Origin of the sequence: uncultured Imperialibacter sp. (genome assembly GCF_963974565.1) — a bacterium.
Taxonomy (GTDB): domain Bacteria; phylum Bacteroidota; class Bacteroidia; order Cytophagales; family Cyclobacteriaceae; genus Imperialibacter; species Imperialibacter roseus.
Window position 1 is genome coordinate 48,246 of record NZ_CAXBCJ010000013.1, and the last position, 14,005, is coordinate 62,250.

The window sequence follows — 14,005 nt, forward strand, 5'->3', positions numbered from 1 at the left end:
GTCGCTCTTCCTGTGAATCAGGAAGAACGACCGAAAAGGTATGAGTTTATTCGTCTAAGCTCCACTTGAGCTCGGTGGTGGCGCCTTTGGCCGATACCCGGGCATAGCCCTGCATCTCCTGGTGAAGGGCGGAACAGAAGTCGGTGCAGTAGAAAGGGTAAACCCCTTCCCGTTGTGGTTCCCAGAGTAGGGTCTCGGTTTGGCCGGGCATGATCAACAATTCTGCATTATTGGCACCCATCACGCTAAAGCCGTGAGGGACGTCCCAGTCTTGCTCAAGGTTCGTCACGTGGAAGTAGACCTTGTCACCTACTTTGATCCCTTCCAGGTTGTCAACAGTAAAGTGACTTCTGATAGCACCCATATACACCCGAACCACATTTCCGTCTCTCACTATACGTGAGTCGTTGGGTGACTTCATAGCGTGGGGGTGGTTATTGTCTTCCAGCTTATAGTACTTCAGCGAATTGGGTGCAATGAGCTCGGCGGCGATGCCTTGCGCATAGTGCGGCTCGCCAATCGTTGGGAAATCAAGAATCAGTTTCATCTTTTCGCCCGAGATATCGTAAAGTTGAGCTGATTGTGTCAACTCAGGGCCAGTGGGCAGAAACCGGTCTTTTGTGATCTTGTTAAGAGCCACCACATATTTTCCCCAGGGCTTTTTGGAGTCGCCACCGGGGATCATCAAGTGACCGATAGAGTAGTAGGCTGGCACTCTGTCAAGCACTTCCTTTGTTTCCAGGTTCCACTTTACAATCTCCGATGAGATAAAAAACGATGTATAGGCGTTGCCTTTTCCGTCGAACTCGGTGTGTAATGGCCCCAGACCTGGTTGAGCCACAATGCCGCTCAACACTTCTTCGTACTGAAGGACGGGAATGCCGTCGATAGTAGTTTCGAATTTCTCACCTTCAATCGCCTTGATCATTTTATCAAACGAGTGAATACTCATGTCGCTGGAAAGCTTGCCATTGCCTACGATGAATTCTCCGGTGGGGTCAACGTCTACACCGTGTGGTGATTTTGGCGTGGGAAGGAAATACACCAGGCCAGGGCACTCTGAAGGGATCAGCACTTTTACAGTGTTCCTTGTGTCTGAGAAGGCCATTTGCTTGCTTTCGTCATAGTGGTTATCCACATAGCTGGCAGGCATTTCTTTAAATTTGCCCTGAGCCATATACTCTTCAGCTTTTTTCCAGTTGATAGCGGCTATATAGTCCTTGTCTCTTTGTGAAGCGTTGACTTCCAAAAGTGTATGCTCCTCTTCCGTGTTATAGGAAGTGAAGAACATCCAGCCATGTGACTTGCCTTTGCCCGCATGAGCAAGGTCGTAGTCGTAGCCAGGCAGCAGCACTTGAAAGGCCACGTCCATGTCACCATCTTCGGCTACACTGATAAAGCTGAGGGTGCCTTTGAAGTTTTCTTTGTAGGTGTCGATGGCTACGTCTTTCTGGGGAAAAGGCACACTGAATCGGGTGCCGGCCACAATATATTCTGAGTTCTCTGTTGTGAATGGAGAACTGTGGTTACCACCGCTGTTCGGTATCTCTATGATCTCGGCGGTTTCGAATGTTTTAAGATCAATTCGTGCGATACGTGGTGTGTTGTTGCCGTTGATAAAGATCCACCGGCCATCGGGAACACCGTTAGTTTGAGATAGCTCGGGGTGGTGGGCATCATCCCAGGGCACAAAGCCAAACGAAGTTTCGAGCATAGGTTTGGTTTCCTCGTTGTAGCCATATCCTTTTTCAGGATCCTGCGAAAACACCGGGATCACCCTGAACAAACGGCCCGAAGGCAAGCCGTAAACAGATATTTGTCCACTGAACCCGCCTGACATAAAGGCGTAAAAGTCATCGTGTTCGCCTGGCGTGACATATGCCTGAGAGGCAACGTCGCTGCCCAGCGCTCCTTTTGAATTCTCGCTGCTGCCACACGAAGTAACAACCCCGGCCAAAACGACCAGAGCAAACAGCTTATTTATAATATGTTGCTTTTTCATAGTTTTTACGTTCATAGGTTATTTTGGCAGGATCACCTGATCCACCACATTGATTATTCCGTTTGATGTATTTATTGTTCCAATGATTTTACACCCGTTGATCAGCACGTCGTCTCCATCCACGGTTACTTCAAGATAATCTCCGGTGGCCATGTACAGCGTGCGGCCTTTCGCTACCATTTTTTTCAGCGCTGCCACATCGTAGGAACCTGGTGCTGCGTGCCTCGTCAGAATCGTAGCCAACTGTGCTTTGTTCTCTGGTTTTAGCAGATTTTCGACAGTCCCGGCTGGCAATTTTTCAAATGCAACATTATTGGGGGCAAAAACGGTAAGTGGGCCTGCGTTAACCAGCACATGCTCTATTTGAGCAGCGGTGACAGCCGCCACAAGTGTGGTATGGTCGGGCGATGAAGCGGCTACTTGCAGGATGTTCTTGGCAGATTCATCGTCGACCACTGAAGCTTGTCCTTTTGGCGTTGCGTCAGCTACTGCACCGGCCTCTTCGGTCTTATTGGTTGGCGTCGAACAGCTCGCCACGACGAGCGTGATCAGGCCAAAGGCTAGAAATTTCAAGGGTGTTTTCATAGAGTGATTATTTAAGGGTTCGGAAGTACTCAAGTACCTGCCTGGCTTGTTCCTCTGTGAGGTTTTGGTTGGCCATAGGTGCTCCGTTGGCTTCTGCCAGCAATTGCTTAGCAATCGGATCCTCCTGAATCATCACCTCAGGGTTGAGAATCATATTCATTACCCATTCGGGAGATCTTCGGCTAAGGATGTCTTTTGGGGATGGGCCAATGAATTTTTTGTCGACCTTGTGGCAGGCAGTACAGTTGGCGTCGAAAATGGCCTTGCCTGCATCTGCAAGTGCCTGGTCAATTTCTCCCAGCGTAACGCTTTTTACAGGCCCTACTCCTTTATTCTTCAGAGGGTCTGAGGCTTTAGCGGTTTCTTGTTCTGTTGGCTTTGCCTGGAAATCTGAGATGTCTTTCTTTTTGGTTTCTCCGCAGCTAGCGAGGATGATCGATAGGGGCAATGCGAATATGAACGCTTTCAAAAAATACTTTTTCATGATACACTATTTTGTTTGATAGTGTAAAGGTAGACTGAGCCTGCCCACCGGTTTTATGATCTAAATCATATAGCAGTATGATTTTCGATAAAATTTTAACTACCTGAAAAATTGATAGTTAGAATGGATTTCGTTGAGGGACAAGGCCGGAAAAACGAGAGATATTGGCCCTTGAGAAAGGCAAAGTCAGTCCGCTGAACCTACTGCGGCGGCGGTTTTCAGTGCAAATGGTATTAGACAACTATTTTGTGGCTTTTGAGCTTAATTTTGCCCTCCTGCTCCATTTTTTTGATGGTGCGGATCACCGTTTCTACCCGCAGCCCTGTCATGTCGGCTAGCTGCTGCCTTGTGTATGGCACAGTGAAAAGATCCTGGTTGGGCATCATCGCCTTCAAATAGTTGACGAGCGTAAGAATGCGATGCTCCGGCGGGTAGGAAGATACCTCTGATAAAATCATTCCCTTGTAGCGCAGCCTGTTGGAAAGCTCGTAGTTGAATTTGCGATGGATATCAAAATTGGCTTCCAAAAGCCTGAAGAAGTTGTCCTTGGGCAGCTTGCATATTTCACAATCTTCCACAGCCACAGCATTGGCCGGGTAGGGAAAGTGGCCGAAAAGGGGAGGTTCACCAAAGCTTTGCCCAGCCTTAAACATGCCTAGAATAAACTCCTGGCCATCGTAGTTGTAGTTAACCATTTTGATTGTGCCGATCGAAACCTGATAATAAAAATGCGCCTCGGTGTCTTTTGCAAACAGAAACTCGTCTTTGTTGAGCTTAACTTTTCTCGCACCAAACGTCGTAAGCAACTCTTCAGGAATCATTGACATGGTGCCAATTTAGTAAGATTTGTGCTTTGTATTTTAACACAACCTTACCAGCTGTGAATTATTGTCATGCGACAGCTTTGGCGACGAGCAGCGTGTTTTCCAAATGAATATGCTGAAGAATATCCTGTTTGAACTCTCCCAGCTTTGAGTAGAGCAGCCGAAATGAACTACATGCTTGCTGGGGAGGCTGGAAATTGTTAGTCAGCAGGGTGAGGTCCGTGAGTATGGCACCCACTTCGGCGTGCTCCACCTTCATCTTCTCGATTTCTTTGAGCAACTCAACACTTTTTGAGCCCTTCAAAATCATTGGAAAGAGCTCATTCTCTTCCTCAAAGAAGTGATCAATGATGGCGTATTTAAGGTGGCCGACTAACTCTTTTACCTTTTTTAGATTCGGAAAGTCCGCTCCATGGTGATCCGCCACTTTGATAGTGAGATCCTCGATGTCGGAAAGTGTATGCCTTTCCCAGCTGTGGTGATTTTCAAGGATGTACTGAATGAGTAAAGACACCGACCATTCCTCAAAATGTGGCTGCCAAAAAGCACCAGGCCCGCTCTTTTTTTTCATGGCCACCAGCACCTCGTTGATATCCAATTTTTGGCGGCGACAGGCCTCTTCGAGAGAAATATCGCCGTGGCAGCAAAAATCTATGCCGTAGGCGTCGAAGACTTTGCCCAGGCTGAGGTCTTCCATGACCAGGTCAGCCACTATTCTGTTGGTGATCGACTGTTGGCGGGTTATGAGTACCCGCCATTTTTCAGGCCCTTTATCAAGGTAGTCCCAGCCAAAGCTTTTAGGATACTTGTGGCTGAATTCGTAAAAAAGTGGCTGAGGATCGTGGTCGACGGCAAGCACCAGCGAATGCCCTTCGTCAAGGCTTTCATAGGCTTTGAAAATGGTATCGTGGCGGGTTGCAGGGGGCAAAAGGGAAACATCGATGCGTATGGGAGATTCCATAAGTTTTTGGATTTTGACTATTGATGGTCAAATGTGGTGACATCAAAGGCTACTATTTTATGACTTGAGTCATACTGGGGGTAAGATTGTCACTTTTTTTTTGATGTGATTTGCTAGGTGCATCATAATTTCTGACTGCGTGATCTAAGTCACTGACGGCCGCCTTTGTTATTCAGACTTTTGTGTTCAGACAATGTCACAGTAAGAGTCACACAGTATGCCGGTTATCGAAATTTTGGGGTTTGCAGCATCAATACTTATAGGGGTTAGCCTGGGGCTAATTGGAGGAGGGGGCTCCATTCTAACCGTGCCGGTGCTGGTTTACATGATTCACATCGACCCAGTGCTGGCGACAGCCTACTCTTTGTTTGTGGTCGGCAGCACTGCCCTGGTAGGGTCGGTCAACTTTCTTAGAAAAGGGTTGGTAAGTCTTAAAACGGCTATCATATTCGCCATTCCTTCCTTCATTTCTGTCTTTGTCACCAGAAAATTCGTCATTCCTGCCATCCCGGATCCGGTTTTCTCTTTGGGGGGATTTCCGGTAACAAAGGACTTGGCAATAATGGTGCTGTTTGCCGTCATTATGCTGGTGGCTGCCTGGTCGATGATCAGAGACAAGAAGGAAAACAAGATGATAGAAGAGGAGCTATCCTATAATTACCCGATGATTGCTTTGGAAGGCCTGGTGGTGGGGGCGTTAACGGGCCTGGTAGGGGCAGGCGGCGGCTTTCTTATCATTCCTGCACTTGTGCTGCTGGCCCATATCCCAATGAAGTTGGCAGTCGGCACTTCGTTGCTGATCATTGCTGCCAAATCGCTGATCGGATTCACTGGTGACCTGGGAACCCAGCCAATCGATTGGCCATTTATGCTGATATTTACCAGTTTGTCTATTGGAGGGCTTTTTCTGGGAGAGTATCTTTCCCGCTTCATATCAGGGGCAGCGCTAAAAAAAGGTTTTGGCTATTTCGTGCTTGTTATGGCTGTTTTTATCCTTACCAAAGAACTTATATTCTGATGATACACCCTGGCGAAGCTACTTCTTCTAAGTTCGAGAGAAGCCTCTTCGAAAATCTCAACTTTGTTACATTTACATGTGTTACCAATAAACAGATCAATTTTAAAAAAGAGATATGAAAACCAGTACAAACATTGTTGCATCGCTAGCTTTTCTTTTTGTTTCAGCCATAGGCACAGCATGCAGCTCGTCTTCCACTGAGAAGGAGGCTGCCTCGGAAGTGGTTACCAAGCCAGCAGGTCAGACATCCGCAAAAATTGTTCAGCTTAATGCGCCAGACTTTGCTGAGAAAGTGAAGGAAGCCGAAGTTCAGCTTGTAGATGTGAGAACAGCGGGGGAGGTAGCTACCGGCAAAATACCCAATGCAATAAATATCGATTACAACACCGTCAATTTTGAGGAGATAGCCGCTAAGCTTGACCCGAATAAGCCGGTTGCAGTTTACTGTAAGGTAGGAGGCAGGAGCGCCAGGGCAGCCAAAGTATTTCAAGAGTTGGGCTTCAAGCAAATTTTCGAGCTGGAAGGCGGAATAATTTCATGGAACGCCAGTGGACTTGCCACCGAAAAGCAGTAGTAGTTAGTTAAATCAGCTAAGAGAAAGTGGAAAAGTATTGGAACATCATCGTTGGCTCGTATACGGGTTACTGGAATTATCTGGTCAACGAGATTTTACACCCTAGCTGGCACAATTATTTCTATTGGCTGCTGCTGGTATCCGCCTTTTTCTTCATTCTCGAATGGGTGAAGCCCTGGAGGAAGGATCAGTCCAGGTTCAGAAAGGACTTCTGGCTGGACTTCTTTTACATGTTCTTTAACTTCTTTCTCTTTTCGCTCATTATTTACAATGCTGTCTCCAACTCGGTTGTCAATCTTTTTAACGACGCCCTGGCAGTTATCGGTATCAACAACCTTTTGGCCTTTGAGGTAATGAAGTGGCCCATGTGGTCGCACCTGCTCATTGGGTTTGTGGTGCGTGACTTTGTGCAATGGTGGGTGCACCGCTTGCTTCACCGGTCGCCCTGGCTCTGGGAGTTTCACAAAGTTCATCATTCCGTGGAGCAAATGGGTTTTGCGGCCCACCTTCGCTACCATTGGATGGAAAACGTGGTGTACCGCACTATCGAGTATATTCCGTTGGCGCTGATCGGCATTGGGTTGAGAGACTTCTTCATTATTCACATTTTTACCCTGGCTGTCGGCCATTTCAATCACTCCAATATCAAAGTGCCGTTGGGGCCTTTCAAGTACTTTTTCAACAATCCTCAGATGCACATCTGGCATCATGCCTATGACCTTCCCAGGGAGAGGGGCTATGGGGTTAATTTTGGGATCACGCTGAGCATTTGGGACTATCTGTTCAAAACAGATTATATTCCTTACGACGGTCGGGACATTAAGCTAGGTTTCCCCGGCGTGGAGCAGTTTCCACACGATTTTGTGGGGCAGAACCTTCATGGAATAGTGCCGGAGCACAAGAAGGATAAAGCGAGTGTTGATAAAGAGCCCACGAAGTAACTGCGCTCCTTTTCCTCGCAAATTCTTTTCTTTGCAGCATGACTCCAACTGTGTACGACGTCATTGTGATTGGCGGAGGGCAAAGTGGCCTTGCTGTAGCTTATTATCTGAATAGGGCCGGTTTAAATTATGTTGTTCTTGACGCCAGCGACAACGCAGGCGGAAGCTGGCAGCATTATTGGCACTCGCTCCGTTTGTTTTCGCCTGCGCAATGGAGCTCACTACCCGGCGTGCTCATGACTGGCGGCCCCGACTATTATCCCACCCGCAACGAAACGATCGACTACCTGAGAAAGTACGAGGAGAAATATAAATTCGCCGTACAAAGAGGTGTGACGGTAAAAGATGTAAAAAAGGCAGAAGGGCGTTTTGATATTGTTACCAGCAAAGGAGCTTACCAGTCGAAGACGGTCGTGTCTGCCACTGGATCATTTGCCAATCCGTGGGTGCCGGAGTTGCCCGGAAGAGACAAATTCAAAGGGAAGGTTTTCCATTCCACTGCCTACAAAAGACCGGATCCATTCAAGAGCCAACAGGTAGCAATTGTCGGCGAAGGGAATTCTGGTGCCCAGATACTTGCTGAAGTGAGCAAGGTGGCGCAGACTTTTTGGGTCACGTCAAAGCCGCCGAAGTTCCTTCCTGATGAGGTAGACGGACGTTATCTTTTCGATGCAGCCACTCAAATGTATGAATCCAAAAAGGCAGGGAGGGAATTCACTCCGCCGTCGCTTGGGGATGTGGTGATGGTTCCGCCGGTAAAAGAAGCCAGGAAAAGAGGAGTATTGGAGCGGGCTTACCCGCCAATCGATCATTTCACGGATCTGGGAATTATGTTGGTGAATGGCCAGGAGCTGCTCGTCGACAGTGTGATTTTCTGCACCGGGTTTCGGCCGGCGTTGAACCACCTCAAGGGCTTGGCCCTCAATGTTAGTGCGGGGAAAGTGGCAACGGTTGCCACCCGGTCGGCCGAGGTGCCAGGCCTTTGGCTGGTGGGTTACGGCCAATGGACGGGCTTCGCCTCGGCCACGCTTATTGGCGTTGGCCGGTCTGCAAAATCCACTGTAGAAGAAATCAAAGAATACGTGTAAATACTGTTTTGTTGCAAATACCGGCTGCCTACCTTTGCCGGATGAAACGGTCTTTCTTTTATGCTTTTTTCTTTGGGGTCTTGCTTTTCGCCACTGAAGTTTCCGCACAATCTGTTCTTAAAGTCAGGGTGCTCGACGCCGACACACAAGAACCTCTTGTAGGCGCTACCATTCAAATAGCGGGAACCACACAAGGAACGATAACAGACTTGAATGGAGAAGGTCAAATTACCGTTTCCGGTACTGAACCAATAAGTTTAGTGGCATCTTTCGTTGGCTATTCTTCTGTAAAGAGAAAGGTAGTGACGGGTACAAATGAGCTGGTTTTCAATTTGGAACCCGAGGAGGCGCTTGAGGAGGTAATCGTTACTGCTACCCGTAGCAGCAGAACCATCGAGGATATCCCCATCAGGATGGAGGTAATCTCCGGAGAAGAGCTGGATGAAAAGGCCGCTATGAACTCCACGAACATTGCCATGCTGCTGAGAGAAAGCTCAGGTATTCAAATGCAGCAGACTTCTACCAACTCAGCCAACCAAACCCTTCGAATACAGGGACTGGATGGTCGCTACACCCAGCTACTTCGGGACGGACTTCCTTTGTACGGTGGTTTTTCCAGCGGGTTGAGCATCATGCAAATTCCCCCACTGGATCTTCGGCAGGTGGAGGTAATCAAGGGCAGCGCCTCTACTCTTTATGGCGGCGGTGCTATTGCCGGCCTGGTAAACCTGGTTTCGAAAACGCCGGGTAGCGAGCCAGAGCGCAGCGTCATGCTCAACCAAACTACGGCAGGCGGCACCACACTCAACACTTTCTTGTCGGGCCGCAATGAAAAAAGGGGCTTCACGCTGTATGCTTCCGCTAATCGTCAGCAGCCATACGACCCAAACAAAGACGATTTTTCTGATATTCCGAGAGTGCGGGGTATAGCGGTCAACCCGAAGGTGTTTTTCTACCCATCCGAACGCACAACGCTAAGCATAGGCTTGAACAGCTCATATGAAGCCAGAGAAGGAGGCGATATAGTAGCGATTGAAAATGAAGGCGTAAGCGGCCGTAGTTTTAGTGAAGAGAACTACACAGGACGGCTCGGGTCGTTGATCAACTTTGTGCATACGACTTCGAACGGTTCACAGTGGTCTTTCAAAAACAGTGTCAACCTGTTTGCAAGGAATATCGACTCTCCAATTTATAGTTTTTATGGTGAGCAGTTGGCTTCATTTTCTGAGTTGGCTTATAATTTTAAGGTAGCGAAACACGAACTGGTTACGGGTATGAACCTGGTGTCCGACCATTTTTCAGACCCAGGCGACAACTTTATGCCTGGCTTGGGAGATGTGGACAGATCATACAACTTTTTGACAGCTGGATTATTTGCACAAGACACCTGGGAAGTTTCTGAGCAAAACACCCTGGAGTTGGGTCTTCGCACGGATTTTAACAATGAGTATGGCGCTGTTTTGCTTCCCCGGTTTTCCTGGATGGTCAAGCCGTCAAAGCAGTTGACCATGCGCCTGGGAGGAGGAAGAGGTTACAAACTGCCGACCATTTTCCTTGAGGAGGCTGAGCAAAGGGCCTTCACCAGGGTGCTGCCTTACAACGCCCTCAATCAGCAGCCCGAAATGGAAAGGTCGTGGGGCTCAAATTTTGATGTCAATTTCAGAACCGCCCTCGGAGACGACTGGACACTGTCGGCCAACCAGCTCTTCTTTTTAACTCAGCTCGACAAACCAGTATTTCTGGATGAGGTTGAGATGGGTGGCTTCACTAATTATTACCTTTCCAACAGGCAAGAGCCTGTCGTTAGTAAGGGCTTTGAAAGTAACCTCAAGCTCGGATATGATCATTGGAAGCTATTCTTGCAGTACGCTCTCACTCAGGTAAATGTTGATGAAGGATCGGGCTACCGCCAGAAGGCAATAACACCAAAGCATGCTGCAGGTTTTGTGTTGATGTACGAAAAACATGAATCGTTTCGTATCGGCTACGAGCTTTACTATACGGGAAGCCAGTACCGATACGACAGGTCGTCTACTCCGGACTTCTGGATCATGGGCATAATGGCTATGAAGGAATGGGAGAAGTTTAGTGTGTTCCTCAACTTTGAAAATTTTACTGACACCCGGCAATCGAGGTATCAGTCCATGGTAACTCCCCCTTACAACAACCCTGCTTTTGCTGAGGTTTGGGCTCCTACTGACGGATTTGTTTCAAATGGAGGTTTTATCTTTCACTTTTGAAAACCCAGCGGCATTTATTGCATCGATAAGTGATATTGCTTCTTTGAATAAGGAATTTTTTTTCAATTATAGTATTTCGATGGCAATATGATATCTTTAGGACTAACTACCTCAAATTCAACTATAACTACCGTGAAATCGACCATTTGAGGCTTTTTGATATGGTTCACAACAATTTTTTGTAAACTGACAAGGAGGTTACTTTTATTACACACGCAAGTATTTAGTACTATTAGAGGAATTAGTTTAATTATTCTTTTGTGGGGAATATGCTGCAGGGGAGCCATCAACTGGACTACTTATGTTAACGTACTTACTTTTTGTGCTGGGTTTTCCGGCGCTGATTAAAGGGGCTGATTTGCTGGTTGAAGGGGCCTCTTCACTTGCGAAGCGATTCAATATTTCGGATTTTATTATTGGGCTGACGATTGTGTCCTTTGGCACTTCCATGCCGGAGTTGATAGTAAATATTTTTGCCAGCCTCGACGGTAACGCAGACATTGCTGTCGGCAATATCATAGGCAGCAATATTTCCAATATTTTGCTGATTCTCGGAATCTCTTCAATTATTAGCCCGCTACCCATTCAGAGAAACACTGTACTTTCCGAAATACCTTTTTCACTGACCGCCACATTACTGGTTGCTTACCTGGCCAACGCCGCCTTGTTTGGCGACCCGGGAACATTAAGCATTAGTCGTTGGGATGGCCTGATACTATTGGCGTTCTTTGCACTTTTTATGGCTTATATTTTCAAAATTGCCGGAGAAAACAAGGAGCAGGAGATACAAAGTACGGAGCATGTGGAAATTATGCTGTTGCCAAAGTCGGTGCTTTACATTGGCATTGGCATTCTCGGCTTGTTTTTGGGAGGTAAGTGGGTGGTTGACGGAGCCGTAGCTATGGCGGAGTATTTTGGCATGTCGCAAACTTTTATTGGGTTAACTATCGTTGCCATTGGCACCTCTTTGCCGGAGCTGGTTACCTCGGCGATGGCAGCCTATAAAGGCAATACGGACATTGCAGTTGGCAACGTAGTAGGCTCAAATATTTTTAATCTTCTTTGGATACTTGGGATCAGCGCTTTTATTAAACCTCTGCAGTTTTCTCTGGTTAACAATGCCGACATTCTGGTGTTAATAGTAGCCAGTGCGCTCATGATTTTGTCGCTCACTACAGGCAGGCGCAATGCCATAGACAGGGTAAACGGAATTGTTTTTGTTCTCCTTTATGTGGGCTACATAGTTTACCTTGTTTACAGGGGCTAGTCATACCTTTACCTTCTGATTGAGCTTCAGGATGTTAACGGGTTTACCAAACACATACAGCCTGTCGTCGAGCCTGATTTCCGTGTCTCCGTCTATGTCGGTAAGCAGCTCTTGCCCTCTTTGGATGGCCAGTATGAAGAGGTTGTAGCGGCTTTTTATTCTCGATTCTGCAATGCTTTTTCCAACGATTGATCTATCCTCCCGTTCCAATACAACACATGCCATCTCCAGGTCCTGAATGCTGAGATTTTTTGCTGCCTGCTCGGTTCTCATCAGCGGGCTGCGGAGCATTTCATAGCTGCCTGAGCGAACCTCCTGCGTAAAGGCCTCTATCTCATTTAGCGGAACCAGGTAGTGCCGAAGTACCCGGGTAAAAATTTCGATGGAGGTTTCAAATTCCTCCGGAATAACTTCGTCAGCTCCAAGCTTTTTCGACTCTTCAATTTCGTTGATGTAGCGGGTGCGAACAATGATATGCACCGTGTTGGAGAACTCTCTGATCTTAGCAACGATTCGTTTGGTAGAAGAAGGATCCGATATGGCAATGACCACCACCCGGGCTGACTGAATCTGGACGTGCCTTAAAATCACATCATCACTGGCGTCTCCATATATTATCGGCTCCCCTCTTTCTTTCTCCTGTTTAACAGTGGCCGGGTTCATTTCAACGATGGCGTAAGAAATAGCGGCCTTTCTTGCTGCTTTCGCTACATTTTTTCCGTTGATACCGTACCCAATGATCACCAGATGATCCTTCAGTTCATGCTCGTCGGGCTCTTCTGCTTCAACATCCGACGACAGTGCCTGAATCTTTCTTACCAGCGGGTTCGGCGTTTTGCTATGCACCACATCGGTAATTTTGGAAGCGTAACTGAGAATGAATGGCGTAAGTCCCATGGTGATCAGCGACACACTGAGAAAATATTGATACGTCAATGGGCTGAGAATTTGGTTTTCGATACCTGTTGCCGACAACAGGAAGGCAAATTCTCCTACCTGACAGAGCATGAGACCGGAAAGAATAACCGTTCGGAAGGGATACCTGAGCAGCACCGCTCCGAAGCCTGCAATCAGCGCTTTTCCAAAAAGTGTTAGAAAGGTTAATAGTAAAACGACGCTAAGGTGGTCAAAAAGGAATTTGAGATCGAGTAGCATTCCGATCGACACAAAAAAGAAGCTGATAAATATTTCTCTGAAAGGCAGAATATTGGCAGTGGCTTGATGACTGTAGTCTGATTCGGAAATGATGAGGCCAGCAAAGAATGCACCCAGGGCCAGCGACAGACCAATGGAGGACGTAAGCCAGGCTGTAGCAAAGCAGATGACAATTATCGTCAGAATAAAGAGCTCACGACTTTTTGCCTGGGCCACCCTGAAAAGCAGTTTTGGAACAATATAGCGAGCCATGATTAGCACCAGCCCGACTACCGCAACCACTTTAAGCAGCAAAATGAGAATGGTTTCGCCAATATTTCCGGTTTTACCGGCGATGATAGGGGTAAAAAGTATCATCGGAACGACAATGATGTCCTGAAAAATCAGAATGCCCAGGGCAATGCGGCCGTGAGGGGTATTGATCTCGCCTTTTTCCTGCAGCAGCTTCAGCACGATGGCGGTGGAGCTTAACGATACGAGAAAGCCTGCAAAAATCGACTCCTTGAAGGACAGCCCAAACATGTAAACAATGCTAAATGTGACCAAAATGGTGCCAGCCACCTGCACGGTTCCGCCGACAAATACTGTTTTCCTTATGGATGTTAAATGTTTGAAAGAAAACTCCACACCAATGACAAAAAGCAGGAAAATCACACCAATCTCCGACAGCATCTCCACTTCGTGAGAGGCCTGAATGAGCCCCATGCCATGTGGTCCGGCCACCATGCCGGTAGCTAAAAGACCTAAAATGGACGGCAGCTTAAAGCGGTTGAAGATGAGGATCATCACCACCGAAATGCCAAGGATGATGACTATTTCAGTAAGAATCGGTATCTGCATAGTGGTTTTGTTGGGTGCAAATTACT

12 protein-coding genes are annotated in these 14,005 nt (G+C 47.4%); 6 read left to right on the forward strand and 6 right to left on the reverse strand.

Annotated elements, in window-relative coordinates; translation table 11 throughout:
- Positions 1-46 precede the first annotated feature (46 nt).
- The 5 genes from nosZ to AAC052_RS17985 form a co-directional block, all read right to left on the reverse strand.
- On the reverse strand, positions 47-2,002 hold the full coding sequence (nosZ, locus tag AAC052_RS17965) for a Sec-dependent nitrous-oxide reductase (RefSeq protein ID WP_339814893.1): 1,956 nt from the start codon (positions 2,000-2,002) through the stop codon (positions 47-49).
- An 18-nt stretch (positions 2,003-2,020) separates the two neighbouring features.
- Positions 2,021-2,587, reverse strand: a complete 567-nt coding sequence (locus AAC052_RS17970; RefSeq protein ID WP_339814894.1) for a fasciclin domain-containing protein — start codon at positions 2,585-2,587, stop codon at positions 2,021-2,023.
- A gap of 7 nt (positions 2,588-2,594) precedes the next feature.
- A complete protein-coding gene (locus AAC052_RS17975) occupies positions 2,595-3,071 on the reverse strand; it encodes a c-type cytochrome (protein WP_317488738.1) in 477 nt (158 codons plus the stop codon).
- A gap of 233 nt (positions 3,072-3,304) precedes the next feature.
- On the reverse strand, positions 3,305-3,898 hold the full coding sequence (locus AAC052_RS17980) for a Crp/Fnr family transcriptional regulator (RefSeq protein WP_339814895.1): 594 nt from the start codon (positions 3,896-3,898) through the stop codon (positions 3,305-3,307).
- Between the two features lie 64 nt (positions 3,899-3,962).
- Positions 3,963-4,856, reverse strand: a complete 894-nt coding sequence (locus tag AAC052_RS17985; protein ID WP_339814896.1) for a DUF542 domain-containing protein — start codon at positions 4,854-4,856, stop codon at positions 3,963-3,965.
- Positions 4,857-5,073: 217 nt separating this feature from the next.
- Here AAC052_RS17985 and AAC052_RS17990 point away from each other — a divergent pair, with 217 nt between their 5' ends.
- From AAC052_RS17990 to AAC052_RS18015, 6 genes are all read left to right on the forward strand, one after another.
- Positions 5,074-5,874 (forward strand): sulfite exporter TauE/SafE family protein, encoded by an 801-nt coding sequence (locus AAC052_RS17990; protein WP_339814897.1) that lies wholly within the window; start codon positions 5,074-5,076, stop codon positions 5,872-5,874.
- A gap of 115 nt (positions 5,875-5,989) precedes the next feature.
- Entirely contained in the window at positions 5,990-6,448 is a 459-nt protein-coding gene (locus AAC052_RS17995; protein ID WP_339814898.1) for a rhodanese-like domain-containing protein, read from the forward strand.
- 26 nt (positions 6,449-6,474) lie between these two features.
- Entirely contained in the window at positions 6,475-7,389 is a 915-nt protein-coding gene (locus AAC052_RS18000) for a sterol desaturase family protein (protein WP_339814899.1), read from the forward strand.
- A 38-nt stretch (positions 7,390-7,427) separates the two neighbouring features.
- Complete coding sequence (locus AAC052_RS18005) at positions 7,428-8,477, forward strand: ArsO family NAD(P)H-dependent flavin-containing monooxygenase (protein WP_339814900.1); 1,050 nt, start codon at positions 7,428-7,430, stop codon at positions 8,475-8,477.
- A gap of 41 nt (positions 8,478-8,518) precedes the next feature.
- Positions 8,519-10,717 carry a TonB-dependent receptor gene (locus AAC052_RS18010; protein ID WP_339814901.1) on the forward strand — a complete coding sequence of 733 codons (2,199 nt, stop codon included), beginning with the start codon at positions 8,519-8,521 and terminating at the stop codon, positions 10,715-10,717.
- Positions 10,718-11,018: 301 nt separating this feature from the next.
- Positions 11,019-11,984, forward strand: a complete 966-nt coding sequence (locus tag AAC052_RS18015) for a calcium/sodium antiporter (protein WP_317488730.1) — start codon at positions 11,019-11,021, stop codon at positions 11,982-11,984.
- On the opposite strand, the gene AAC052_RS18020 is transcribed toward AAC052_RS18015, so the two are convergent.
- Positions 11,985-13,979, reverse strand: a complete 1,995-nt coding sequence (locus AAC052_RS18020) for a cation:proton antiporter (RefSeq protein WP_339814902.1) — start codon at positions 13,977-13,979, stop codon at positions 11,985-11,987. It lies immediately after the preceding gene.
- Positions 13,980-14,005 lie beyond the last annotated feature (26 nt).

Excerpts from the sequence above, each read along its gene's own strand:
- nosZ (WP_339814893.1), bottom strand. The coding sequence starts at position 2,002 with ATGAAAAAGCAACATATTATAAATAAGCTGTTTGCTCTGGTCGTTTTG.
- AAC052_RS17970 (WP_339814894.1), bottom strand. The coding sequence starts at position 2,587 with ATGAAAACACCCTTGAAATTTCTAGCCTTTGGCCTGATCACGCTCGTC.
- AAC052_RS17975 (WP_317488738.1), bottom strand. The coding sequence starts at position 3,071 with ATGAAAAAGTATTTTTTGAAAGCGTTCATATTCGCATTGCCCCTATCG.
- AAC052_RS17980 (WP_339814895.1), bottom strand. The coding sequence starts at position 3,898 with ATGTCAATGATTCCTGAAGAGTTGCTTACGACGTTTGGTGCGAGAAAA.
- AAC052_RS17985 (WP_339814896.1), bottom strand. The coding sequence starts at position 4,856 with ATGGAATCTCCCATACGCATCGATGTTTCCCTTTTGCCCCCTGCAACC.
- AAC052_RS17990 (WP_339814897.1), top strand. The coding sequence starts at position 5,074 with ATGCCGGTTATCGAAATTTTGGGGTTTGCAGCATCAATACTTATAGGG.
- AAC052_RS17995 (WP_339814898.1), top strand. The coding sequence starts at position 5,990 with ATGAAAACCAGTACAAACATTGTTGCATCGCTAGCTTTTCTTTTTGTT.
- AAC052_RS18005 (WP_339814900.1), top strand. The coding sequence starts at position 7,428 with ATGACTCCAACTGTGTACGACGTCATTGTGATTGGCGGAGGGCAAAGT.
- AAC052_RS18010 (WP_339814901.1), top strand. The coding sequence starts at position 8,519 with ATGAAACGGTCTTTCTTTTATGCTTTTTTCTTTGGGGTCTTGCTTTTC.
- AAC052_RS18015 (WP_317488730.1), top strand. The coding sequence starts at position 11,019 with ATGTTAACGTACTTACTTTTTGTGCTGGGTTTTCCGGCGCTGATTAAA.
- AAC052_RS18020 (WP_339814902.1), bottom strand. The coding sequence starts at position 13,979 with ATGCAGATACCGATTCTTACTGAAATAGTCATCATCCTTGGCATTTCG.